This is a genomic window from Saccharothrix sp. (assembly GCF_031180885.1).
In the GTDB taxonomy this organism is placed as follows: domain Bacteria; phylum Actinomycetota; class Actinomycetes; order Mycobacteriales; family Pseudonocardiaceae; genus Actinosynnema.
Genome location: NZ_JAPSLK010000084.1, coordinates 1 through 22,979, shown reverse-complemented (window position 1 = coordinate 22,979; position 22,979 = coordinate 1). Strand labels below are relative to the sequence as shown.

Below are 22,979 nucleotides of genomic sequence, written 5' to 3'. Positions count from 1 at the left end.
ACGTGTACTCCGGGTTCGCGTTCGGCATGGGCCTGGAGCGCACGCTGCAGTTCCGCAACGGCCTGCCCGACATGCGCGACATGGTCGAAGGCGATGTCCGCTTCACCCAGCCATTCGGAACGGAGGCATGACCGGTGCGTATCCCGGTTACCTGGCTGGTCGAGAACCTCGAGTTCGCCGAGACCCCGACGCCCGAGCAGCTCGCCGAGGCGTTCGTGCGGATCGGGCTCGAGGTGGAGGGCGTCCACAAGCTCGGTCCCGTGACCGGTCCGCTCGTCGCGGGCCGGGTCATGGAGATCACGGAACTCACCGAGTTCAAGAAGCCCATCCGGTACTGCCGGGTCGAGGTCGGTCCCGACCAGGTCAACGGCATCGTGTGCGGCGCGTCGAACTTCGTCGAGGGCGACTCGGTCGTGGTGGCGCTGCCCGGCGCGGTGCTGCCCGGTGACTTCGCGATCACCCCGCGCAAGACCTACGGCCACGTCAGCGAGGGCATGATCTGCTCGGCCCGCGAGCTGGGCCTGGGCGACGACCACTCGGGCATCCTGGTGCTGCCCACCGGCACCGCGCAGCCCGGCGACGACGCCATCGAGCTGCTCGGCCTCAACGACACGGTCATCGAGGTCGCGCCCACGCCCGACCGCGGCTACGCGTTCTCGGTGCGCGGCCTGGCCCGCGAGATCGCCTGCGCGTTCGACGTGGCGTTCGGCGACCCCGGCCTGGCCGAGGTGCCCGAGGCCGAGGGCGAGGTGCTGCCGGTGCGGATCGAGGACCCGTCGGCGTGCTCCCGGTTCGTGGCCCGGCGGGTGACCGGGGTCGACCCGACCGCGCCGACCCCGTGGTGGATGCGGCGGCGGCTGATGCTGGCCGGCATCCGGTCCATCTCGCTGCCGGTCGACGTCACCAACTACGTGATGCTGGAGCTGGGCCAGCCGCTGCACGCGTTCGACGGCGCCAGCGTCCAGGGCAGCCTGGTCGTGCGGCGCGCGGTGGCGGGGGAGAAGCTCACCACGCTGGACGAGCAGGTCCGGGCGCTGGACCCGGACGACGTCGTGATCGCCGACGACAGCGGCGTGGTGTCGCTGGCCGGTGTCATGGGCGGCGCGTCCACCGAGGTCCGCGACACCAGCACGGACATCCTCCTTGAGGCGGCGAACTGGGACCCGGCGTCCATCGCGCGCACTGTAAGGCGGCACAAGCTGCCTTCAGAGGCCGCCAAGCGGTTCGAGCGGACCGTGGACCCGGCGTTGGCCCCGGTGGCCTTGGAGCGCGCGGCACGGCTGCTGCACATGTTCGCCGAGGGCAGCATCAAGCCGGGCCGCACGGACGTGGGCGCCCCGGTGCTGCCCGGTCCGGTGACCATGCCGATCGACCTGCCCGACCGGGTGGCCGGCGTGCGCTACGCGCGCGGCGTCACGGCGCGGCGGCTCGGGCAGATCGGCTGCCAGGTCGAGGTCTCGACCGGCGACGACGGCGCGACCCTGGTGACCGCGGTGCCGCCGACCTGGCGCTCCGACCTCACCCAGCCCGCCGACCTGGTGGAGGAGGTGCTGCGGCTGGAGGGGTACGACACGATCCCGTCCACGCTGCCGCCCGCCCCGGCCGGTCGCGGCCTGACCGAGCAGCAGCGGCGGCGCCGGACGGTGTCGCGCGCGCTGGCCGAGAACGGGTTCGTCGAGGTCAAGCCGTTCCCGTTCATCGCGCCCTCGGTGTTCGACGCGTTCGGGCTGGCCGAGGACGACGTGCGGCGGCGCACGGTCAGCGCGCTGAACCCGCTGGAAGCGGACAAGCACGCGCTGGCGACCACCCTGGTGCCGGGCCTGCTGGAGGCGTTGCAGCGCAACCTGGCGCGTGGCGCCCGGGACGTGGCCCTGTACACGGTCGCCCAGGTCACGCTGCCGCGCGCGCAGCCGGTGCCGGTGCCCGAGGTGGGCGTGGGCGCGCGGCCGTCCGACGAGCAGGTGGCGTCGCTGGTGGCGTCCCTGCCGCAGCAGCCGGTGCACGTCGCGGCGGTGCTGACCGGGCTGCGCGAGCACGCGGGCTGGTGGGGCAAGGGCCGGCCGGCGGACTGGGCGGACGCGGTGCAGGCCGCACGGCTGGTCGGTGAGGCTTATGGCGTCGAACTGACCGTCAAGGCGTCCTCGCTGGCGCCGTGGCACCCGGGTCGGTGCGCCGAGCTGCGCGTCGGCGACTGGCCGGTGGGTCACGCGGGCGAGCTGCACCCGAAGGTGCTGGAAGCGCTGGGCCTGCCCAAGCGGACCGTGGCGTTCGAGCTGGACTTGGACGCGCTGCCGGTGGAGGACCACCGTCCCGCGCCGGTCGTGTCGCCGTACCCGCCGGTCCTGCTGGACGTGGCGGTGGTCGTGGACGCGGCCGTGCCGGCCGCCGAGGTGGGCCGGGCGCTGACCACCGGCGGCGGTGAGCTGCTGGAGGACCTGCGCCTGTTCGACGTGTACACCGGTGACCAGGTCGGCGAGGGCAAGCGGTCGCTGGCCTACGCGCTGCGGTTCCGCGCGCCGGACCGGACGCTGACCGTCGAGGAGGCCACGGCGGCCCGCGACGCGGCGGTGGCGGAAGCGTCGGCGCGCTTCGGCGCGGTGCTGAGAGGCTGACGCAGAGTTCCTGGACCCGCACCATTGCGGGTCCAGGATTGCGCCGACGGTGTGAAACCGTCGGTTGCCGAGGTAGTGCGAACGTGCAGATCAGGCCACACAGCGTGATGTGTCAAGAGGTCTTTGGACCTGTATATCCGGGCCTGCTTGGTTCTTGCGCCAAGGTTGAACGTTCTCCAAGATTGGCTTCGCGGCCCGCTGGGCCGAGGGGCGAAGCGATGAACCGCCGGGCGAGTCTGGTCGCCGGTCCGACGGGGAGCTAGCGGCGAACCCACCGCCTGATGCAGCAATCTAGTGAGGTTGCCTCATGCGCAGCTTGGGACCACGGATGGAAGTCGCCGTCGCCATGACCATCCTGGGTGTCGGCGCCGCCGTGGTGGCCGCCATGCACCTGACCTGGCCCGAGCCCGAACTGCCCGCGATGGCGTACGCGGTGAGCAACGGCGAGCCCGGCGTCGCCGACCTCAAGCCGTTCGAGATCAACGACGTGTCCGGTGCCCCGGTGGAGCTGACGCCCGGCGGGGTCGGGTCGCGGCTGGTGCGGCTGTCCAACCCGAACAGCGTCGACATCGTCGTGATGACGCTCCAGGCCGTGCCGGGGCAGCCGTTGGACGAGGCGCACAACCGGGTGGTGGACTGCCCGTCCGGCGTGCTGAGCGTGCGGCCGATGGCCGAGCCGGTCACCATCCCGCCCGCGGGGGTCGTCGAGGTCGAGATGGTCGTGCAGATCTCCCCGGACGTGCCCGAAGCGTGCAAGGACTCCGTCTTCCCGCTCACCTACTCCGGCCGCGCTACCCGCGGCTAGGGGAGGTCGATCAACCTCCGCACCGCTTCGGCGACGTACTCGTAGCGCGCTTCCGCGTCCGGCAACTCGCCCGGGAACTCCGGGTTGGCCTCGGTCCAGGTCGCGGCCAGGTGCAGCACCAGCCCGAGCAGCACCGCGGGCGGGAAGCGCTTGGGCAGCAGGCCGTCCGCCTGGGCTTGCGCGATGAGGTCGACCTTCCGGCCGGTCGCCTCGACGGCCAGGGCGTTGACCTCGGGTTCGCCCGGCTCCAGCCGGTGCCACACGGCCAGTCGCATGACTTCGGGGTGCACGTCGTACATGCGGGCGAGCTTCGCCGCGTACCCCGGCAGGTCGTGCACGTCGATCGGGGTGGACTCCACGAGCCGCCGCACGATCGAGCCGTAGACGGCGTCGAAGAGCTGCGCCTTGCCGCCGAAGTAGTGGTAGATCTGCGCCTTGTTGGAGTTCGCCTGGGCGGCGATCCGGTCGACCCGCGCGCCCGCGATGCCGTGCTCGGCGAACTCGGCGAGGGCGGCATCGAGCAGGCGTTGGCGGGTGGCGTCCGCGTCTCTGATCACGCCCGCGAGACTATCTTCCAACCGGTTAGTTGACAAACTCCGATCTTGCCGGCAACTTGCTAACCAACCAGTTGGAAAGGAAGGTTCGCCATGATCCGCAAGGACCCGTTGATCGCCTGGCGTCCCGCGCTCGCCGCGGCCGCGTTCCAGGCGGCGTTCCCGTTGCTGCACCGGCTCCGGTACGCGTCACCCGAACTCCAGTTCGCCTCGAGGAGGGTGGCCAGACCGGCCACGGTCCGCATCCCCACGCGCCACGGCGAAATCCGCGCTCTGGTGTACGCACCACCTGATCCCGTCGACCGGCCGCCCGCGCACCTGATCGCCCACGGCGGTGCGTTCATCGCGCGGGTGCCCGAGCAGGAGGACAACGTGGCGCGGTTCCTGGCCTCCGAGGTCGGCGCCTATGTCGTCGTCCCCGACTACTCGACCGCGCCCGAGGTCCGGTTCCCCGTGGCCGAGGACCAGATGTTCGACGTGTACCGCTGGATGCGGTTGGCGACATACGGGTGGGACGGCGAGCGCATCTCGGTCGGCGGCGCCAGTTCCGGCGGCAAGCTCGCGGTGAACGTGGCGCTGCGCGCGGCGGAGGCCCGGCTACCCGTGCCGGTGGCGCTGACCGTCGAGTCCGGTGTCGTCGACCTGTGCCGCCCCGACTCCAGCCGCACATCGGTCCTGGAGAAACCCGTGGTGCGCCGACCCCTGATGTCCCTGGTCCGCCGCACGTACTTCGCGGGCGTGGACCCCGAGCACCCGCACGCCTCGCCGATCCGCCACCCGAGGCTCGCGGACCTGCCACCGACCCTCGTGCTGACCGCGCAGCACGACACCTTGCGAGAGGAGATGAACGACTTCGCGAAGATCCTGGAGTCCGAGACCGTCCCCGTGACCTACCGCGAGTTCGAGGGCGTAGACCACGGCTTCACCCACACCAGGCCGATCGAGGTGGCCCGAGAGGCGATCACCCTGATAGCCGACCACCTCCGCACCGCCTACACCCCGGGCGGCCACACCCTCGGCAGCTACACCCCCGGCGGCCACGCTCCCGGCCGCCACGCTCCCGATGCCCACACTCCCAGCTCCCTCTCGCCCAGCTCCCTCTCGCCCAGCGCTCACCCGCCGGCCGACCCCCCGACACCCTCCATCCGCCGAAACAGCCTGGGGGTACTCGAGTGACCACCGCCCACACCACCCAGCGCTCGCACCCCGGGCCAGGCACGGCCCGCGGTAGGACACGGCCCGCGGTAGGCACCGGCCGCCTCCCGCACTCGCCGCCTCCCGCACGTGCCGCCTGCCGCGTCACAGGTGCTTCATGGCTTCACGTCGCGAGAGAGGAGACAGTTCCGGGTGCGCCTCGACGAACGCGCGCACCCACCCCGGGTCGACGCGGGCGTGTTGCCGCAACGCCCAGCCGATGCCCTTGCGCAGGAAGAAGTCCGGGTCCGCGATGTTCGCCTCGATCGCGTCCTGGAGCAGGTCGAGGTCCGTCTCGCCCTTCGACCCCAGTTGGCAGATCACCGACACCCGCCGCCGCCAGCGGTCCGGGTCGGTCATCCAGGTGCGCACCACCGGTTCGACGTCGGCGGGGTGCGCGCGCAGCAGGGGGCCGATGCGGCGGGACGCGATCTCGTCCACGAAGTCCCACCACGCGCCGGTCACGACCAGTTCGTCGTACACCGGCAGCAGGGTCGGGTCCTGCCACTTGGGGTAGCGGCCCACCAGGTCCAGCGCCAGGTACCGCTCCTCGCGGTAGGTGGCACCGCGCCACAGCTCCAGCACCGTGTCCACCCACTCGTCCCGGGAGGTGAATGGGAACTCGCCGAACAGCGACCGCGCCAGTCGGGCGCGCTCGGGCTTCGGCACACCGAGGAACGGCATCTCGGACTTCATGTACCGCTGCATCTCCGGCGCCTTCGCCGGGTCGGCGGCCGACTTCAGTCCTTCGTGGATCGCTGCGACGAGTCCGCTCACGACACCACCGTAGAGCGGCTCGGTGTGACACGCTTCGCTCATGAGCGAGTACGACTACGACCTGCTCGTGATCGGATCGGGTCCCGGCGGGCAGAAGGCGGCCATCGCGGGCGCGAAGCTCGGCAAGCGGGTCGCGATCGTGGACAAGGCGGACATGGTCGGCGGCGTGTGCGCCAACACGGGCACGATCCCGTCGAAGACCATGCGGGAAGCGGTGATGTACCTGACCGGCATGAGTCAGCGCGAGCTGTACGGCGCGGACTACCGGGTCAAGAAGGACATCACGATCTCGGACCTCCTCGCCCGGACCCAGCACGTGATCGGGCGTGAGGTCCAGGTCGTGCGTGCCCAGCTGCACCGCAACCAGGTCGACCTGCTCACCGGCACGGCGCGGTTCGTCGACCCGCACACCGTGGCGGTGGAGGGCGTGCACCGGGCCGAGCACCACACGGTCACGGCGGACAAGATCGTCATCGCGACCGGCACGCGTCCGGCCCGTCCGGCGCAGGTCGACTTCGACGAGGAGCGCGTCCTCGACTCGGACGAGGTGCTCGCGTTGGAGGAGATCCCGTCCTCGATGGTCGTGGTCGGGGCCGGGGTGATCGGCATCGAGTACGCCTCGATGTTCGCCGCCCTGGGCTGCCGGGTGACGGTGGTCGAGCAGCGGGAGCGCATGCTGGAGTTCTGCGACCCGGAGATCGTCGAGTCGCTGAAGTTCCACCTGCGCGACCTGGCGGTCACGTTCCGGTTCGGGGAGAAGGTGGTCAACGTCGCCGTGTCCGACCACGGCACCGTGACCACGCTTGCCAGTGGCAAGCGCATCCCGGCGGCGGCCGTCATGTACTCGGCGGGCCGCCAGGGCGCCACCGAGGAGCTGAACCTGGCCGCCGCCGGCCTGGAGGCCGACCACCGGGGTCGGTTGACGGTGGACGAGCACTACCGCACGTCGGTGGAGCACGTCTACGCGGTGGGCGACGTGATCGGCTTCCCGGCGCTGGCCGCGACGTCGATGGACCAGGGTCGGCTGGCGGCGTACCACGCGTTCGGCGAGACGGTGAACGAGCTGTCGGCGTTGCAGCCGATCGGGATCTACACGATCCCGGAGATCTCGTACTGCGGTGCGACCGAGGCGGAGCTGACCGCGTCGGCGACCCCGTACGAGGTGGGCCTGGCCCGCTACCGCGAACTGGCGCGCGGCCAGATCGTCGGCGACGCCTACGGCATGTTGAAGCTGCTGGTGTCCACTGCGGACCGCAAGCTGCTCGGTGTGCACCTGTTCGGCACGGGCGCGACGGACCTCGTCCACATCGGACAGGCGGTCATGGCGTGCGGCGGCACGGTCGACTACCTGGTGGACACGGTCTTCAACTACCCGACGCTGTCCGAGGCCTACAAGGTGGCGGCCCTGGACGTGACGAACAAGATCCGCGCCCTGGACCGCTTCGGCACCTGACACAGGGCTCCCATGCTCACCGGAGCGGGTGTGATTGGCTCGTCTGAACCGCCGAACGAGTGGGTCCTGGGTGTGGGTCAGGTCGTCGGTAGGCGGTCCAGGAAGGTGGCGATCAGCGGGGCGATCTCGGTGGCGTGCTCTTCGAGGGCGAAGTGGCCGGTGGCGACGAGGTGCAGGTCGGCGTTCGGCACGTCCCGGAGGTAGGCCTTCGCGCCGTCCTCGGTGAAGATGCCGTCGCCTCGGCCCCAGACGACCAGGGTCGGCGGCTGGTGGGTGCGCAGCCACTGCTGCCAGCGCGGGTACTCGGCCACGTTCGTGTGGTAGTCGAGCGCCAGGTCGACCTGGATCTCCGTGCGGCCCGGCTGGTCGAGGAAGTGCTGGTCGAGGGTCCAGGCGTCGGGGTCGACGAGGGTCCGGTCGGTGGTGCCGTCCTCGTACTGGGACCTGGTGAAGGCAAGGGTCATCAGGGAGCGGGCGACCTCGCGGTCGCGGTTGGCCACGAAGGCCTGGGCGGCCTCGGACAACCCTTCCTCGTAGGCGTTGGCGTTCTGCACGACCAAACCGGTGATCCACTCCGGGTGCCTGGTGGCCAGGCGGAAGCCGACCGGGCCGCCGAAGTCGAACGCGTACAGCGCGAACCGGGTCAGGCCCACCGCCCGCACGAAGCCCTCGACCACGTCGGCCAGTCGCTCGAACGTGTGGTGGTCGAGGTCGGCGCTGTGGCCGAAGCCCGGGTAGTCGGGTGCGACCAGGTGGTAGCGGGTCCCGAGGGCGTCCAGCAGGCGGCGGAACTGGTGGGACGCGCTCGGGAAGCCGTGCAGCAACAGGAGTGTGGGCGCGTCCGCCGGACCCGTCTCCCGGTAGAAGACGCGGACGCCGTCGACCTCGACGTGCCGGTGGAAGACCTTGGGCAGGAGCATGGCGCGCACACTATCTAACGGTTGGAAGCGTTAGCAACCATTAGATTAGTGACGAGGTGGAGGCGTGCGTCGTCGACGCTCCGCAGTGGTGGCACGAGGAGGGTGGGCATGCCGACGTTCACGGCCGCGCCGTCGTGCGTGGCCCGATCGCCGACCATGAGCGTCTCCTCGGGGGAGGTGCCCAGTTCCGCGAGTGCGATGCGGAAGATCGCCGGGTCCGGCTTCGCCACGCCGTGTTCGAAGGAGAGCACGAACGAGTCGACCGGCAGGCCGTCGAACGCGGGTCGGAGGTCGAAGTGGATGTCGCTCAGGATGCCGATGCGGATTCCGTTGTCGTGCAAGGTTTTCAGGGTTGGGGCGGCGTCGGTGGCGAAGGGGTTGAAGGTGGCGTCGGCTTCCACTTCGTACAGTGCGTCGGCCAGGTCGGGGTCCAGGGTGGCGTCGGTGAAGGCGCTGTAGTAGGTCTCGCGGTGGAGCGTGGCGTCGGCGTCGACGCCGGGTGCGTCGAGTCGTTCGACGTCGATGGCCGAGATGATGTCGGCGGCGGTGGAGGTTCGCGGCCCAGGCGGCGCAGGGCCTCGGTGGCCCAGCCGCGGAAGGTGGGCGTGAGCACGAGGGTGCCCCGCCAGTCGAAGATCACTGCCCTCATGGGGGCAAGCTAGCGGCTGGAAGGTGTTCGCCACGCGTGTTCGGCTGGCCGACACCGACCGCCGAGGCCTGCGGAGCCGCCCGGTGTGGCGCCGGCTGGCGGAGTTGCCCGGTGTGGCGCCGGCTGGCGGAGTTGCCCGGTGTGGCGCCGGCTGGCGGAGTTGCCCGGTGTGGCGCCGGCCGGCGGAGTTGCCCGGTGTGGCGCCGGCCGGCGGAGCTGCCCGGTGTGGCGCCGGCCGGTAGAGCTGCCCGGTCTGGGGCCGGTGTGGCATGGGCGCGGGGCGCGGTGAGTTGGAGCACGCTGCGGTTCCTCGAACGCGACGCACTGGTCAGGCTGGTGGCGCGGGCCTGCTGCGGGCGGTGGCGCGGTACGGGACTGCGACGGCCCGGCGCACGACGGCGGTTCGGAGATCGTCGCGGTCGCCGTGTCGTGACGAAGGTCGCGACCACCCATCGGGAAAGCGTATTTGAGTGACTTTGCACGAGCGTGCATACTTATCCGCATGACGGTACGGATCGCGGTCGCGGGGGCCAGTGGCTACGCCGGTGGCGAGTTGTTGCGGCTCCTGCTCGGCCACCCGGACGTGGAGATCGGCGCGCTCACCGCCGGCGGTAACGCGGGTACCCCGCTGCTGGCCCATCAACCGCACCTGTTGCCGCTCGGTGACCGCGTGCTCGGTGAGACCACCGCCGAGAACCTCGCCGGCCACGACGTCGTCTTCCTCGCCCTGCCCCACGGTCACTCCGCCGCGATCGCCGCGCAACTGGGCGACGACACCCTGGTGATCGACTGCGGCGCGGACCACCGCCTCACCGACGAAGCCGCCTGGACCCGCTGGTACGGCGGCGCGCACGCGGGCCCCTGGCCCTACGGCCTGCCCGAACTGCCCGGTCAGCGCGAGGTCCTCAAGAACGCGCGCAGGGTCGCCGTCCCCGGCTGCTACCCGACCGTGTCCTCCCTGGCGCTCGCCCCGGCCGTCCACCTGATCGAACCCGAGGTCACCGTGGTCGCCGTGTCCGGCACGTCCGGCGCGGGCAAGTCGCTCAAGCCGAACCTCCTCGGCTCCGAGGTGATGGGGTCGCTGTCCGCGTATGGCGTCGGCGGCGCCCACCGGCACACCCCCGAGATCACCCAGAACCTGTCCAAGGTCGCCGGGCGGGACGTGAAGGTCTCCTTCACCCCGGTCCTCGCCCCGCTCCCACGGGGCATCCTCGCCACCTGCTCGGCCACCCTGACCAGCGACGAGGACGTGCGCGCGGTCTACGAGAAGGCCTACGCGGACGAGCCGTTCGTGCACCTGCTGCCGGAAGGCCACTGGCCGACCACGGGCGCGGTGCTCGGTTCGAACGCCGTGCAGCTCCAGGTCACCGTCGACCCCGACCTCAACCGCCTGGTCGTGGTCGCCGCCGTCGACAACCTGGCGAAGGGCACCGCGGGCGCCGCGGTGCAGTGCATGAACCTGGCACTCGGCCTGCCGGAGACCACCGGCCTGTCCACTGTGGGAGTGGCACCGTGAACAACCCCGTCCGTGACAAGGGCGTCACCGGCCCCAAGGGCTTCAAGGCCGCGGGTGTCGCCGCGGGCATCAAGGAGTCCGGCGCGCTGGACCTCGCACTGGTGGTCAACGAGGGACCGGGCCAGGCCGCGGCGGGTGTGTTCACCACCAACCAGGTCAAGGCCGCGCCCGTGCTGTGGTCGCAGCAGGTGCTCAAGGAGCGCAAGCTCAACGCCGTCGTCCTCAACTCCGGCGGCGCGAACGCGTGCACCGGCCCCGAGGGCTTCCAGGACACCCACGCCACCGCCGAGAAGGTCGCCGAGGTGCTCGGCGTCGGCGCGATCGAGGTGGCCGTCTGCTCCACCGGCCTGATCGGCGAGCGCCTGCCGATGGACAACCTCAAGGCGGGCATCGAGGTCGCCGCCAAGGAGCTGGACTCGACCACCGAGGCCGGCCTGCACGCCGCCACCGCCGTGATGACCACCGACACCCGCCCCAAGCAGTCCTTCGCGGCCCACCCGGACGGCTGGTCGGTCGGCGGCTTCGTCAAGGGCGCCGGGATGCTCGCCCCGAACATGGCCACCATGCTCAGCGTCATCACCACCGACGCGGTGATCGACGGCGACGCGCTCGACGCGGCCCTGCGCGCCACCACCGCCAAGACCTACGACCGGCTCGACGTCGACGGCGGCACGTCCACCAACGACACCGTCCTGGTCCTGGCTTCCGGCGCGTCCGGCATCACGCCCAGCGCCGAGGACTTCCAGCAGCTCCTCACGGTCGTCGCGGGCGACCTGGTCAAGCAGCTCCAGGGCGACGCCGAGGGTGTCACCAAGGAGATCTCGATCACCGTCAACGGCGCGGTCGACGAGGCCGAGGCGGTCGTGGTCGCCAAGACCGTCGCCGAGGACAACCTGGTCAAGACCGCCCTGTTCGGCTCGGACCCGAACTGGGGCCGCGTCGCGATGGCCGTCGGCCGCTCCCAGGCCACCGTGGACCAGCACAAACTGGGCATCACGATCAACGGCGTCACCCTGTTCAGCGATGGCCACAAGGCCGCCGACCGCAGTGAGGCCGACCTGTCCGGCCGCGACATCGAGATCGTGGTGGACCTGAACCTGGGCGACGGCACCGCCACCGTCCTCACCACGGACCTGTCCCACGCCTACGTCGAAGAGAACAGCGCCTACAGCTCATGAACCCACGCGAGAAGGCTGAGGTCCTGATCGAGGCGCTGCCCTGGCTCCAGCGCTTCCGGGGCGCGACGGTCGTCATCAAGTACGGCGGCAACGCCATGGTGGACGACGAGCTGAAGCGGGCGTTCGCGCAGGACATGGTGTTCCTCAAGCTCGCCGGCCTGCACCCGGTGGTGGTGCACGGCGGCGGCCCGCAGATCGCGGCCATGCTCAACCGGCTGGGCATCGAGAGCGAGTTCCGCGGCGGCCTGCGGGTGACCACGCCCGAGGCGATGGACGTCGTCCGCATGGTCCTGGTCGGCCAGGTCCAGCGCGAACTCGTCGGTCTGATCAACGAGCACGGCCCGTACGCGGTGGGCCTGTCCGGCGAGGACGCCCACCTGCTCACCGCCGCGCGCAGGCCCGCGATCGTGGACGGCGAACCGGTGGACATCGGCCTGGTCGGCGACATCGTCGAGGTCAACCCGGAGGCCGTGCTGGACATCGTGAAGGCGGGCCGCATCCCGGTCGTCTCCACGGTCGCCCCGGACGCCGACGGCGTGGTGCACAACGTCAACGCCGACACCGCCGCCGGCGCGGTCGCCGTGGCGCTCAAGGCCGAGAAGCTCGTGGTCCTCACCGACGTCGAGGGCCTGTACGCGGACTGGCCGGACAAAAGCTCTTTGCTGCACCAGATCCGCTCGTCCGAGCTGGAGAAGCTGCTGCCGGACCTGGACAGCGGCATGGTGCCCAAGATGGAGGCGTGCCTGCGCGCGGTGCGCGGTGGTGTGCCCGAGGCGCACGTCATCGACGGGCGGCTGGCGCACTCCGTGCTGCTTGAAGTGTTCACCTCCGAAGGTGTGGGAACGATGGTGTTGGGGGACGAGAGTGACTGACCAGCAGCGGTGGCAGGCCACCATGATGAACAACTACGGCACGCCTGGTCTCACCCTCGAACGCGGCGAAGGCGCCTACGTCTGGGACGCCGACGGCAACCGCTACCTGGACCTGCTCACCGGCATCGCGGTCAACGCCCTGGGCCACGCCCACCCGGCGATCGTCGCCGCGGTCACCGAGCAGATCGGCAAGCTCGGCCACACCTCGAACCTCTACATCAACGAACCCGCGCTCAAGCTCGCCGAGCGCCTGCTCGACCTGACCGGCCAGGACGGCGACGGCCGCGTGCTGTTCGTCAACTCGGGTGCGGAGGCCAACGAGGCCGCGTTCAAGCTGTCCCGCCGCACCGGCCGCACCAAGGTCGTCGCCACCGAGGGCGGCTTCCACGGCCGCACCATGGGCGCGCTCGCCCTGACCGGCCAGCCCGCCAAGCGCGGCCCGTTCGAACCGCTGGTGCCGGGTGTGGTGCACGTCCCGTTCGGCGACGTGGCCGCGCTCGAAGCCGCGATCGACGACGAGACCGCCGCGTTCTTCGTGGAGCCGATCCAGGGTGAGCAGGGCGTCGTCGTGCCGCCGGAGGGCTACCTCCAGGCCGCGCGCGCCATGACGCAGAAGCACGGCGCGCTGCTGGTGCTGGACGAGGTGCAGACCGGCGTCGGCCGCGTCGGCTCCTGGTTCGCCTTCCAGCGCTTCGGCATCGTGCCGGACGTGATGACGCTGGCCAAGGGCCTGGGCGGCGGTCTGCCGCTGGGCGCGTGCATCGCGTTCGGCCCGGCCAAGGACCTGTTCCAGCCCGGCCAGCACGGGACCACGTTCGGCGGCAACCCGGTGTGCTGCGCGGCGGCCCTGGCCGTCCTGGACACCATCGCCGCCGAGGGCCTGCTGGAGCACTCCGCCGCGGTCGGCAAGGAGATCGCCGCCGGCGTGGAGGCGTTGGGCCACCCGCTCATCTCCGGTGTGCGGGGAGCCGGCCTGCTGCTCGGGATCACGCTGCGCGAGGCGGTCTCGGCGAAGATCGCGGCGGCCGCGCAGCAGGCCGGCTATCTGATCAACCCCATCCAGCCCGACGTGATCCGCCTCGCGCCGCCGCTGGTGCTCGACGAGGCCGACGCGCACCGCCTGGTGGCCGACCTCCCGTCCTTCCTGCCGTCGAACGAGGAGTCCTGATGGTCCGGCACTTCCTGCGCGACGACGACCTCAGTCCCGCCGAGCAGGCCGAGGTCCTCGACCTCGCCGACACCTACAAGGCCGACCGGCTGAGCGCGAAGCCGCTGGCCGGGCCCAAGTCGGTGGCGGTGATCTTCGAGAAGAACTCGACCCGCACCCGGCTGTCGTTCGAGGTCGGCATCGCCCAGCTGGGCGGCAACCCGGTGATCATCGACGGCCGTTCCATGCAGCTCGGCCGCGAGGAGACCATCGAGGACACCTCCCGCATCCTGTCCGGTTACGTGGACGCCGTGGTGTGGCGGACGTTCGCGCAGAAGCGCATCGAGGCCATGGCGTCGGTGTCGCGCATCCCGGTGATCAACGCGTTGACCGACGAGTTCCACCCGTGTCAGGTTCTGGCGGACTTGCAGACCATCCGGCGCGTGCACGGCAGGCTCGCCGGCCTCACCGTCACCTACCTCGGTGACGGGGCCAACAACATGTCCAACTCGATCATGCTCGGTGGCGCCACCGCGGGCATGCACGTCCGGGTCTCCGCCCCGGTCGGGTTCCAGCCCGAGCAGTGGGCGCTGGACGACGCCCGCAAGCGCGCCGCGGAGACCGGCGGGTCGGTCGAGGTGGTCATCGACCCGCGCAAGGCCGTCGAGGGCGCGGATGTGCTGGTCACCGACACCTGGACGTCCATGGGCCAGGAGAACGACGGCCGCGACCGGGTCGGCCCGTTCCGCCCGTACCAGGTCAACTCGGCGCTGGTCGCGTCCACCGGCGTGAAGACGACCGTGCTGCACTGCCTGCCCGCGCACCGCGGCTGGGAGATCACCGACGAGGTGCTCGACGGGCCGGACAGCGCGATCTGGGACGAGGCGGAGAACCGCCTGCACGCCCAGAAGGCCCTGCTGGTGTGGCTGCTGGAGAACAGCCGATGACCCGAACAGCGCGGCAGGCCCGCATCGTCGAACTGGTCAGCCAACGGGCCATTCGCAGCCAGTCGGAGCTGGCCAAGACCCTCGCCATGGAGGGCATCGAGGTCACCCAGGCCACGCTGTCCCGCGACCTGGACGAGCTGGGCGCGGTCAAGCTGCGCGGCCCGGACGGCGGCGCGCCCGTCTACGTGATCCCCGAGGACGGCAGCCCGGTGCGCGGCGTCCAGGGCGGCACGTCCCGGCTGGTCCGCGTGCTCAACGAACTGCTCGTCTCGGCGGACTCGTCGGGCAACCTGGCCGTCCTGCGCACCCCGCCGGGCGCGGCGCAGTTCCTGGCCAGCGCCCTGGACCGGGCCGCGCTCACCGAGATCGTGGGCACGATCGCCGGCGACGACACCATCATCGTGGTCGCCCGCGAGCCCATGACCGGCGCGGACCTCGCGGCGCGCGTGCTGGCTCTGGCCGCGGGCGACGAGGGAACCGACGGTGGCTGAACGGGTCGTCGTGGTCGGCCGGGAGACGTTCGAGACCTTCGCCGTCGCCCTGGCCGCCGCCGAGGTCGTCGTGGTCGGGGTGGACGAGCTGCTGGTGGACGCGGCGGACGAGTTCGCCGACTCCTACTGCCTGCCCGCGCTGCTGGCCAACGCCGCCGAAGCGCCGTCGTCCGCGCTGGCCGACCCGCTGGTGGCCAAGCACGTGGTGGCCGCCGCGCGCGAGCACGGTGCGACGACCGTGGCGCACAGCGGCGGCGAACGCCTCGACACCTGCCTGCGTGCGCTGGCCCCCGACCTGCGGGTGATCGTGCTGGACCACCTGCCCGCGTCGTCGCGGACGGTGTGGTCGGGCAGCGCGGTCCCGCACGAGCACGAGCCGCAGGAACTCGTGGTCACCTTCGACCGGGGTGTGCCGGTCGCGCTGGACGGCGAGACGGTGACCGCGATGCAGGCGCTGCGCGAGGTCAACCTGCGCTCCGGCGGGCACGGCGCGGCCACGTTGATCACCGCGCACCGCGACCTGGAGGAGATCACCCTGGAGCGCGACCTGGTCCGCTTCAAGCGGCGGGTGGAGCGGCGCTGGGGTGAACTGGTGCACGACGGGCTGTGGTACTCGCCCCTGAAGGACGCGCTGGACACCTTCATCGAGCACACCCAGGGGGACGTGTCCGGCGAGATCCGGCTCGTGCTGCACGGCGGCCGAGCCACGACGAAGGCATACGCGCAGCCGTGACGGCTGGGAAACGGTGAAGAGGTAGTCGTGACTTCTCTGTGGGGTGGGCGGTTCGCCAGCGGGCCGGCGGACGCGATGGCACTGCTGTCGGCGTCAACGCACTTCGACTGGCGGCTCGCCCCCTACGACATCAAGGGCTCCCGCGCGCACGCCCGCGTGCTGCACCGCGCGGGCCTGCTGACCGAGGACGAGCGCGACCGGATGATCGCGGCGCTGGACACCCTGGAGGCCGACGTCGCCTCCGGCGCGTTCACCCCGACGCTGGCCGACGAGGACGTGCACACCGCTCTGGAGCGCGGCCTCATCGAACGCGCCGGCCCCGAGCTGGGCGGCAAGCTGCGCGCCGGCCGGTCCCGCAACGACCAGGTGGCGACCCTGTTCCGGATGTGGCTGCGCGACGCCGCGCACCGCGTGTCCGAGGGCGTGCTGGACGTCGTGGACGCCCTGGCCGGCCAGGCCGAAGCGCACCCGACCGCCGTCATGCCCGGCCGCACGCACCTCCAGTCCGCCCAGCCCGTGCTGCTTGCGCACCACCTCCTGGCGCACGGCCAGGCCCTGCTGCGCGACATCGACCGGCTGCGCGACTGGGACAAGCGCGCCGCCGTGTCCCCGTACGGCTCGGGCGCGCTGGCGGGCTCGTCGCTGGGCTTGGACCCGGCGGCGGTGGCTGCGGACCTCGGGTTCGACGCGCCGGCGGAGAACTCCATCGACGGCACCGCGTCCCGCGACTTCGCCGCCGAGATCGCGTTCGTGCTGGCCATGATCGGCGTGAACCTGTCCCGGATCGCCGAAGAGGTGATCATCTGGACCACGGCCGAGTTCCACTTCGCCGTGCTGGACGACGCCTGGGCCACCGGCAGCTCGATCATGCCGCAGAAGAAGAACCCCGACGTCGCCGAACTGACCCGGGGCAAGTCGGGAAGGCTGATCGGCAACCTGACCGGCCTGCTGGCGACCCTCAAGGCCCAGCCGCTCGCCTACAACCGGGACCTCCAGGAGGACAAGGAGCCGTTGTTCGACTCGGTCGAGCAGCTGGAACTCCTGCTGCCCGCCCTGGCCGGGATGATCGCCACCATGCGCTTCGACACGGCCCGCATGGCCGAGGTCGCGCCCGCCGGGTTCACCCTGGCGACCGACATCGCCGAGTGGCTGGTCCGGCAGGGCGTCCCGTTCCGCGTGGCGCACGAGGCGGCGGGGGAGTGCGTGCGCGTCGCCGAGGCCCGCGGCGTGGGCTTGGAGGACCTGACCGACGAGGAGTTCGCGGGGATCTCGCCACACCTCACGCCCGAGGTGCGTAGCGTGTTGACCGTGGAAGGTTCGATCGCGTCGCGGGACGCGCACGGGGGCACCGCGCCCGACCGGGTGGCCGAACAGCTCAAGCGGTTGCGGGACAAGGCACGCCTTGCTCGCCACGCCTAGGCAGCTCACCGAGCAGGAGCTGGCCGTCGACCCGGTCGACGCGTCCCGGCTCCTGCTCGGGTCGATCATCGAGAGCACCACGCCCGAGGGTGTCGTCGGCGTGCGCATCGTGGAGGTGGAGGCGTACCGGGGCGGCGACGACCCGGCGTCCCACTGCTACCGGGGCAAGACGGCGCGCAACGAGGTGATGTTCGGCCCGGCGGGTCGCTTGTACGTGTACTTCGTCTACGGCATGCACTTCTGCGCCAACGTGGTGTCGCTGACCGACGGCGTCCCCGGCGCGGTCCTGCTCCGGGCGGGCGAGGTCGTGTACGGCGAGGACCTGGCCCAAATGCGCCGCCCCGCCGCCCGCAGCCACGCCGAACTCGCGAAGGGTCCGGCAAGGCTGACCGGCGTCCTGGGCCTGGACCGAGCGCACAACGGCGTAGACCTGACCTCCTCCGACGCCTCGGTGCGCCTCTTGGCAGGCGACCCGGCAACCGACATCCGCACCGGCCCGCGCGTGGGTGTCGCGGTGGCGGTGGACGTCCCGTGGCGCTTCTGGATCGACTCGCCGGCCGTGAGCACGTACCGCCGAGGCACCCGCCGCACCCGCGTCACCTGACCACTAATTTCTGTCGTGCCTGGCTGGGGCAACTGTCGTACCTGACTGGGACAATGGGCCCCAGGGGCGCTCGAACCCGAATTGTCGTACCCCGGTGGGACAATGAGCCCCAGGGGGCGCTCAACGCCGGATGTCGTACCCCCGTGGGACAATGGAAGCGGGGGCCGGAGGCCGCGCCAAGCCGCACCGCACGCCCGCTGACCAGCCCAAACCCGGCCACGCCACGCCGCAGCGCTTTGGCCGCCGGGCCGCAGCAAGATCGACGCCGAGCCAGGTCGCGCCGGCCGCCAACCGGGCCGAGCCGGCCGCCAACCGGGCCGAGCCGCGCCGCGCCGCCGAGCCGCGCCGCCGCACTGAGCCGAGGCCTGGCCGCGCGGAGCCGCGCCGTCGAGCCGCCGGGCCGCCGCGCGGAGCCAAGCCGAGCTGAGCTGCTGGGCCGAGTCGCCGCACTGAGCCGAAGCCTGGCCGCGTCGAGCCTGCCCAACGCCGTACCGGGCCACCTCGGGTAGCGCGAAGTCGGCCGTCAGGCTCGCTGCGCAGCGTCGTGCCGCACGCGTGACTCCGCGACGTACCCCCGGTGCTCCTCCGCCCACCGCATCAACCCCGCCACCTGCTCCGACAACGTCGCCCCCACTGGAGTCAACGCGTAGTCCACCCGCGGCGGCGAAGTCGGCGTCACTTTCCGGGACACCAACCCGTCCCGCTCCAACGACCGCAGCGTCAACGTCAGCATCCGCTGCGAAATCCCCTCGATCGAGTGCTGCAACTCCGAGTACCGCCGCGACCCGCCGCCCAGCAGGCTCATCACCAGCACGCTCCACTTGTCACCCACCCGGTCGAGCACGTCGCGCAGCTCGCACATCGGGTGCTCACCGGTCACACGCACATCGGTGTGCGTAGGGCGGGTCAATGTGCCGTCTTCCGTCATGAGGGCATCCTCGACCAGGATCGGTAACCGCACAACCAGTAACCAACGCACAGAAAGTGCGGTACCCCGTGATCGACCTACCAACCAGAACCGGCCCCCGGGAAGCCTTCCTGCACCCCAGCACCGACGAGTTCGGCCACGTCCACCGCGCCGGCTCCCTCCACCTCACCGTGCCGAAGTCCCTGGTCGAACCCCTGCACAACACCGACTGGGCCGAACCACACCCGATCAGCCGCCGCCCCGAGTGGCCGCAAACGATCGTCATGCTCCACAGCCCCCGCGACGAAGCCGAACTCGCCGTCGCCACCGACGTCCTGCGCGCCTCCTGGCAGCAGGCGACCTCCGAGGAAGTGTGACCATGCGCGCTGTCGCGTTCTCCGAGTTCGGCGCGGCCCCCGCGCTCACCGACCTGCCCGTCCCGCAGCCCGGCCCCGGCGAGGTGCTGGTCCGCGTGCGGGCGTCCTCGGTCAACGGGTTCGACCTGGGCGTCCTCGGCGGCTACCTGAAGGGCACCTACGAATACGAGTTCCCGGTCGTCCTCGGCAAGGACTTCGCGGGCCACGTCGAGTCCGTCGGCGACGGGGCCGACTTCCACCCCGGTGACGACGTGTTCGGCGTGGTCATGCGCCCGACCCTCGGCCAGGGCGGCTTCGCCGAGTACGTCGTCGTCAACGCCCAGTACGGCATCGCCCGCATCCCCGACGGCCTCGACCACGCCCGCGCCGGCGCGCTCGGCCTCGCCGGGACCGCCGCGCGCAACGCCGTCGACGCCGTCCAACCGACCCCGGGCGAGACCGTCCTGATCTCCGGCGCCACCGGCGGCGTGGGCGCGTTCGCCGTCCAACTCGCCGCCACCCGCGGAGCCGAGGTTATCGCCACCGCCCGCTCCGGCGCGGAAGCCGCGTTCGTCACCGCCGTGGGCGCGACGCACGCCGTCCACCCGGACGACCTGAAGACCCTCGCGCCCGTCCACGCCGCCATCCACCTCGCCGGCGACGGCGCCACCGTGGCCCGCCGAGTCACCCCCGGCGGCCGGTTCGCGACCACGGTCCACCACGTCCCCGACGACCCCGCCATCACGTCCACCGCGATCATGGCCGACCCGAACCCGGCCACCCTCGCGGCGCTCGCGGACGACGTCGTCGCCGGACGCCTGCGGGTCCCGCTGGCCGGCGTCTACGACCTCGCCGACACCACCCGCGCGGTCGAGGACTTCACCCGTGGCACGGTCGGCAAGCTCGCCGTGACGATCTGAGCCGGGTCAGACGGCCCCGAACACGTGCGTGCCCGGCGCGTCGGGGTCGTCGCCCGCCCAGAACTCCACCCAGTGCCGCGCGAACTCGTTCTTCGACAGCCACCCGTCGCGGTCGAGGTCCAACCGCGCGAACGCCTCGTCCGTGGGCGTCTCGGCACCCGTCCACGCCCGGATCATCCACGAGTACTCCTCGGCCGAGATCCGGCCGTCGCCGTCCTCGTCCACCGCCTCGAACATGGACTCCGCGGTCGCCACCACCAGGTCCAGCATGGTGCCGAGGTTGTCCACCACGCCCATCAGCTCGTCGAACGTGACCTTGTCGTCGCGGTCCTGGTCGGACGCCGACTGCAGCGTCTCCCACCAGCCCATCATCAGCTCGCGCAACCGCGCCTCGCCGCTGTCGCCGCGGATCGCCACCCACCGGTCGGTGAGCGCCTCGAAGTCCGCCCGCTCCAGGAAACCGTCGTCGTCGCCGTCCATCGCGTTGAAGACGATGGAACTCTTCCGCTTCTGCAAGTCGCTGGCCACTCAGCAAACCTGGCCGCCGGGCGGCCGCACGACAATTGACCAGCGGGGCGATTTTTCCTCACCCGGGTGAAGCCGCCGGTGACCGAACGTAGTGCTACCGGACGGTCCGGCGGTACCAGGCGCGCCGCTCGCCGTCGGGCAGCGCCAGCCTGGTGATCAGGTGGGTCAGCAGCGCGCCGATCACCAGCCACAGGATCGCGGCGAGACCGTCGTTCAACAGCGTCCGCAACGCGTCGTTGGCGGGCGTGAACAGGTTGCGCAGCCCCAGCGACACACCGGCCGACCACGACTCGATCACCTGCGCGAAGCCGTTGGCCGGGTTGGCGCCCGCGATCACCAGGAAGATGTGCACGGCCAGCACGATGGCGAACACCCAGCACACCACGTCGATCACCGCGCACACCACGCGCACGGTCCGGACCCGGTCGTCACCCCGCTCGACGACCTCCTCGTGGTGGACGGGCTCACCGACCGGGCGCATCGCCTCGGTGGGGCGGTCGACGGGACGTGGGTCGCGATCGGGGTAGGTCATCGGCCGAGTCCTCTCGAACTAGGTGTCCCCCGCTGCTCACGCCCCGCGTACCCCGACGGGTACCTGCGCAAACCGCTTTGACCTGGTAGGGGAGAATGGCTACCCGTGAGTGAGCACATCCTCGACGAGTTGTCCTGGCGCGGCCTGATCGCGCAGTCCACCGACCTCGACGCCCTGCGCAAGGATCTCGACTCGGGCCCGCTCACCCTCTATGGCGGCTTCGACCCGACCGCGCCCAGCCTGCACGCCGGCAACCTCGTCCCGCTGCTGATGCTGCGCCGCTTCCAGCGCGCCGGGCACCGGCCGATCGTCCTCGCGGGCGGCGCGACCGGCATGATCGGCGACCCGCGCGACACCGGCGAGCGGACCCTGAACACGCTCGACACCGTCGCCGAGTGGGCGCAGCGCATCCGGGGCCAGCTGGAGCGGTTCGTGGAGTTCGACGACTCGCCGACCGGCGCGATCGTCGTCAACAACCTCGACTGGACCGGCGGGCTGTCGGTGCTGGAGTTCCTGCGGGACGTCGGCAAGCACTTCTCGATCAACGTCATGCTGGCGCGCGAGACGGTGAAGCGGCGCCTCGACGGCGACGGCATGTCCTACACCGAGTTCAGCTACCTGCTCCTCCAGTCGCACGACTACCTCCAGCTCAACCGGAAGTACGGCACGCGGCTGCAGATCGGCGGCTCCGACCAGTGGGGCAACATCATCGGCGGCGTCGACCTGGTCCGGAAGGTCGACGGCAAGTCCGTGCACGCCCTGACCGCGCCGCTGGTGACCGACACCGAGGGCCGCAAGTTCGGCAAGTCCACCGGCGGCGGCAACGTGTGGCTCGACCCGGCGATGACCTCGCCGTACGCCTGGTACCAGTACTTCGTGAACGTCGGTGACGCCGACGTGCTGCGGTACCTGCGGATGTTCACCTTCCTGTCCCGGGAGGAGATCGCCGAGCTGGAGGAGCAGACCGCGTCCGCCCCGCACCTGCGGGCCGCGCAGAAGCGGTTGGCCCGGGAGTTCACCGACCTGGTCCACGGCGAGCACCAGACCAAGCAGGTGATCGCGGCGAGCCAGGCCCTGTTCGGTCGCGGCGAGCTGCGCGAGCTGGACCTGTCGACGCTGGAGGCCGCGATGGCCGAGGCGCCGACCGGCGAGGTGCGCCTGGCCGACAGCCCGACGATCGTCGACCTCCTCGTCGGCTCCGGCCTCGCGGACAGCAAGGGCGCCGCGCGGCGGACGGTCAAGGAGGGCGGCGCCTACGTGAACAACGCGAAGGTGTCCGACGAGGAGTGGGTGCCCACCACTGCCGACCTGCTGCACGGGTCGTGGCTGGTGGTGCGCCGGGGTAAGCGGAACACGGCCGGCGTGCGCGTTCTCGTGTGATCGCGGTCACACTGTTGCGCGCAGAGTCGGTCGGATAGCGTGGTGGCGAGTGCTGCACGGGCTGTTGACCTGCGGTTTCAGTCCGTGTGGCCACGCTGCGCCCCCGATTTGACCTCCGCTTCGGGTGCGTGTAACTTTCTCTCTGCCAGCGCGGAACGGGCCGGGAAAACCGGAACGGAGCGCGGCGGGGGTCACGAACCAAGCTCCCACCTCGTGTGGTAGAGTGGGTGACCGCGAAACAGGAAGACCCAGCCCGGACTCTTCGAGTCGCTGTGGCCATGGGCGTTCGGTTTCAGACACAAGCTTACTGAATGCACAAGCCTTCGGATCGAGCCGCCTTCCAGCGGTGAGTGATGTCGAGCGCGTGTTCTTTGAGAACTCAACAGCGTGCCGAATAGCCAGTAAATTTATGAACCTCGTCAAGAGGTTTCCTTTGAGATTGACTGGACGACTGACTGTTGAAGCAGGTCATATTCCGGCCTGTG

General features: G+C 71.1%; 23 protein-coding genes and 1 pseudogene. 17 read left to right on the top strand and 7 right to left on the bottom strand.

Annotated elements, in window-relative coordinates; all coding sequences use genetic code 11:
• The 3 genes and pseudogenes from RIN75_RS41525 to RIN75_RS41515 all read left to right on the top strand — a co-directional run.
• Nucleotides 1–131: pseudogene (locus RIN75_RS41525) on the top strand (phenylalanine--tRNA ligase subunit alpha); the annotation flags it as partial.
• Nucleotides 132–134: 3 nt separating this feature from the next.
• Entirely contained in the window at nucleotides 135–2,612 is a 2,478-nt protein-coding gene (gene pheT, locus RIN75_RS41520) for a phenylalanine--tRNA ligase subunit beta (RefSeq protein WP_309117608.1), read from the top strand.
• 328 nt (nucleotides 2,613–2,940) lie between these two features.
• On the top strand, nucleotides 2,941–3,417 hold the full coding sequence (locus RIN75_RS41515; RefSeq protein WP_309117607.1) for a hypothetical protein: 477 nt from the start codon (nucleotides 2,941–2,943) through the stop codon (nucleotides 3,415–3,417).
• On the opposite strand, the gene RIN75_RS41510 is transcribed toward RIN75_RS41515, so the two are convergent.
• On the bottom strand, nucleotides 3,414–3,974 hold the full coding sequence (locus RIN75_RS41510; protein ID WP_309117606.1) for a TetR family transcriptional regulator: 561 nt from the start codon (nucleotides 3,972–3,974) through the stop codon (nucleotides 3,414–3,416). The genes RIN75_RS41515 and RIN75_RS41510 overlap by 4 nt on opposite strands.
• A gap of 90 nt (nucleotides 3,975–4,064) precedes the next feature.
• Between RIN75_RS41510 and RIN75_RS41505 the strand changes: the two genes are divergently transcribed.
• Entirely contained in the window at nucleotides 4,065–5,147 is a 1,083-nt protein-coding gene (locus RIN75_RS41505; RefSeq protein ID WP_309117605.1) for an alpha/beta hydrolase, read from the top strand.
• A gap of 123 nt (nucleotides 5,148–5,270) precedes the next feature.
• Here the strand turns inward: RIN75_RS41505 and RIN75_RS41500 are convergent, their stop codons facing one another.
• Nucleotides 5,271–5,984 carry a DNA alkylation repair protein gene (locus RIN75_RS41500; RefSeq protein WP_375296093.1) on the bottom strand — a complete coding sequence of 238 codons (714 nt, stop codon included), beginning with the start codon at nucleotides 5,982–5,984 and terminating at the stop codon, nucleotides 5,271–5,273.
• On the opposite strand from RIN75_RS41500, the gene sthA reads away from it, so the two are divergent.
• Nucleotides 5,983–7,395, top strand: coding sequence for a Si-specific NAD(P)(+) transhydrogenase (gene sthA, locus RIN75_RS41495; protein ID WP_309117603.1), 1,413 nt, complete (start codon nucleotides 5,983–5,985; stop codon nucleotides 7,393–7,395). The genes RIN75_RS41500 and sthA overlap by 2 nt on opposite strands.
• A gap of 77 nt (nucleotides 7,396–7,472) precedes the next feature.
• Here the strand turns inward: sthA and RIN75_RS41490 are convergent, their stop codons facing one another.
• Nucleotides 7,473–8,315: an alpha/beta hydrolase gene (locus RIN75_RS41490; protein WP_309117602.1), complete on the bottom strand. Its 843-nt coding sequence runs from the start codon at nucleotides 8,313–8,315 to the stop codon at nucleotides 7,473–7,475.
• Nucleotides 8,316–8,329: 14 nt separating this feature from the next.
• Entirely contained in the window at nucleotides 8,330–8,998 is a 669-nt protein-coding gene (locus tag RIN75_RS41485) for an HAD-IA family hydrolase (protein ID WP_309117601.1), read from the bottom strand.
• A gap of 468 nt (nucleotides 8,999–9,466) precedes the next feature.
• On the opposite strand from RIN75_RS41485, the gene argC reads away from it, so the two are divergent.
• From argC to RIN75_RS41440, 9 genes are read left to right on the top strand one after another with little or no spacing between them, the layout of a single operon-like run.
• Nucleotides 9,467–10,480, top strand: a complete 1,014-nt coding sequence (argC, locus tag RIN75_RS41480) for an N-acetyl-gamma-glutamyl-phosphate reductase (protein ID WP_309117600.1) — start codon at nucleotides 9,467–9,469, stop codon at nucleotides 10,478–10,480.
• The gene (gene argJ, locus RIN75_RS41475; RefSeq protein WP_309117599.1) at nucleotides 10,477–11,658 is read left to right on the top strand and encodes a bifunctional glutamate N-acetyltransferase/amino-acid acetyltransferase ArgJ; all 1,182 of its coding nucleotides are present in this window, start codon (nucleotides 10,477–10,479) and stop codon (nucleotides 11,656–11,658) included. Before argC ends, argJ begins: the two co-directional genes overlap by 4 nt.
• Nucleotides 11,655–12,530 carry an acetylglutamate kinase gene (gene argB / locus RIN75_RS41470; protein WP_309117598.1) on the top strand — a complete coding sequence of 292 codons (876 nt, stop codon included), beginning with the start codon at nucleotides 11,655–11,657 and terminating at the stop codon, nucleotides 12,528–12,530. The genes argJ and argB overlap by 4 nt, the downstream gene beginning before the upstream one ends.
• Before the next feature lie 22 nt (nucleotides 12,531–12,552).
• A complete protein-coding gene (locus RIN75_RS41465) occupies nucleotides 12,553–13,698 on the top strand; it encodes an acetylornithine transaminase (RefSeq protein ID WP_375296094.1) in 1,146 nt (381 codons plus the stop codon).
• A complete protein-coding gene (gene argF, locus RIN75_RS41460) occupies nucleotides 13,698–14,624 on the top strand; it encodes an ornithine carbamoyltransferase (RefSeq protein ID WP_309117596.1) in 927 nt (308 codons plus the stop codon). Before RIN75_RS41465 ends, argF begins: the two co-directional genes overlap by 1 nt.
• The gene (locus tag RIN75_RS41455; RefSeq protein WP_309117595.1) at nucleotides 14,621–15,115 is read left to right on the top strand and encodes an arginine repressor; all 495 of its coding nucleotides are present in this window, start codon (nucleotides 14,621–14,623) and stop codon (nucleotides 15,113–15,115) included. Before argF ends, RIN75_RS41455 begins: the two co-directional genes overlap by 4 nt.
• A complete protein-coding gene (locus RIN75_RS41450; protein ID WP_309117594.1) occupies nucleotides 15,108–15,848 on the top strand; it encodes an argininosuccinate synthase domain-containing protein in 741 nt (246 codons plus the stop codon). The genes RIN75_RS41455 and RIN75_RS41450 overlap by 8 nt, the downstream gene beginning before the upstream one ends.
• A 27-nt stretch (nucleotides 15,849–15,875) precedes the next feature.
• Nucleotides 15,876–17,267, top strand: a complete 1,392-nt coding sequence (argH, locus tag RIN75_RS41445; protein ID WP_309117593.1) for an argininosuccinate lyase — start codon at nucleotides 15,876–15,878, stop codon at nucleotides 17,265–17,267.
• Nucleotides 17,251–17,871: a DNA-3-methyladenine glycosylase gene (locus tag RIN75_RS41440; RefSeq protein ID WP_309117592.1), complete on the top strand. Its 621-nt coding sequence runs from the start codon at nucleotides 17,251–17,253 to the stop codon at nucleotides 17,869–17,871. The genes argH and RIN75_RS41440 overlap by 17 nt, the downstream gene beginning before the upstream one ends.
• Nucleotides 17,872–18,394: 523 nt before the next feature.
• Here the strand turns inward: RIN75_RS41440 and RIN75_RS41435 are convergent.
• Nucleotides 18,395–18,799: a helix-turn-helix domain-containing protein gene (locus tag RIN75_RS41435; protein WP_309117591.1), complete on the bottom strand. Its 405-nt coding sequence runs from the start codon at nucleotides 18,797–18,799 to the stop codon at nucleotides 18,395–18,397.
• A 68-nt stretch (nucleotides 18,800–18,867) separates the two neighbouring features.
• Here RIN75_RS41435 and RIN75_RS41430 point away from each other — a divergent pair, with 68 nt between their 5' ends.
• Entirely contained in the window at nucleotides 18,868–19,155 is a 288-nt protein-coding gene (locus tag RIN75_RS41430; protein ID WP_309117590.1) for a luciferase family protein, read from the top strand.
• Between the two features lie 2 nt (nucleotides 19,156–19,157).
• Entirely contained in the window at nucleotides 19,158–20,054 is an 897-nt protein-coding gene (locus RIN75_RS41425) for an NADP-dependent oxidoreductase (RefSeq protein WP_309117589.1), read from the top strand.
• Between the two features lie 6 nt (nucleotides 20,055–20,060).
• On the opposite strand, the gene RIN75_RS41420 is transcribed toward RIN75_RS41425, so the two are convergent.
• Nucleotides 20,061–20,582 (bottom strand): EF-hand domain-containing protein, encoded by a 522-nt coding sequence (locus RIN75_RS41420; protein ID WP_309117588.1) that lies wholly within the window; start codon nucleotides 20,580–20,582, stop codon nucleotides 20,061–20,063.
• A 94-nt stretch (nucleotides 20,583–20,676) separates the two neighbouring features.
• A complete protein-coding gene (locus tag RIN75_RS41415) occupies nucleotides 20,677–21,114 on the bottom strand; it encodes a hypothetical protein (protein ID WP_309117587.1) in 438 nt (145 codons plus the stop codon).
• A gap of 105 nt (nucleotides 21,115–21,219) precedes the next feature.
• Between RIN75_RS41415 and tyrS the strand changes: the two genes are divergently transcribed.
• Nucleotides 21,220–22,494: a tyrosine--tRNA ligase gene (gene tyrS / locus RIN75_RS41410; RefSeq protein WP_309117586.1), complete on the top strand. Its 1,275-nt coding sequence runs from the start codon at nucleotides 21,220–21,222 to the stop codon at nucleotides 22,492–22,494.
• Nucleotides 22,495–22,979 lie beyond the last annotated feature (485 nt).

Bases quoted from the DNA above. Each gene is read 5' to 3' on its own strand.
- RIN75_RS41515 (WP_309117607.1), top strand. From the start codon at position 2,941: ATGGAAGTCGCCGTCGCCATGACCATCCTGGGTGTCGGCGCCGCCGTG.
- RIN75_RS41505 (WP_309117605.1), top strand. From the start codon at position 4,065: ATGATCCGCAAGGACCCGTTGATCGCCTGGCGTCCCGCGCTCGCCGCG.
- sthA (WP_309117603.1), top strand. From the start codon at position 5,983: ATGAGCGAGTACGACTACGACCTGCTCGTGATCGGATCGGGTCCCGGC.
- RIN75_RS41500 (WP_375296093.1), bottom strand. From the start codon at position 5,984: ATGAGCGAAGCGTGTCACACCGAGCCGCTCTACGGTGGTGTCGTGAGC.
- RIN75_RS41490 (WP_309117602.1), bottom strand. From the start codon at position 8,315: ATGCTCCTGCCCAAGGTCTTCCACCGGCACGTCGAGGTCGACGGCGTC.
- argC (WP_309117600.1), top strand. From the start codon at position 9,467: ATGACGGTACGGATCGCGGTCGCGGGGGCCAGTGGCTACGCCGGTGGC.
- argB (WP_309117598.1), top strand. From the start codon at position 11,655: ATGAACCCACGCGAGAAGGCTGAGGTCCTGATCGAGGCGCTGCCCTGG.
- RIN75_RS41465 (WP_375296094.1), top strand. From the start codon at position 12,553: ATGATGAACAACTACGGCACGCCTGGTCTCACCCTCGAACGCGGCGAA.
- argF (WP_309117596.1), top strand. From the start codon at position 13,698: ATGGTCCGGCACTTCCTGCGCGACGACGACCTCAGTCCCGCCGAGCAG.
- RIN75_RS41455 (WP_309117595.1), top strand. From the start codon at position 14,621: ATGACCCGAACAGCGCGGCAGGCCCGCATCGTCGAACTGGTCAGCCAA.
- RIN75_RS41435 (WP_309117591.1), bottom strand. From the start codon at position 18,799: ATGACGGAAGACGGCACATTGACCCGCCCTACGCACACCGATGTGCGT.
- RIN75_RS41425 (WP_309117589.1), top strand. From the start codon at position 19,158: ATGCGCGCTGTCGCGTTCTCCGAGTTCGGCGCGGCCCCCGCGCTCACC.
- RIN75_RS41415 (WP_309117587.1), bottom strand. From the start codon at position 21,114: ATGACCTACCCCGATCGCGACCCACGTCCCGTCGACCGCCCCACCGAG.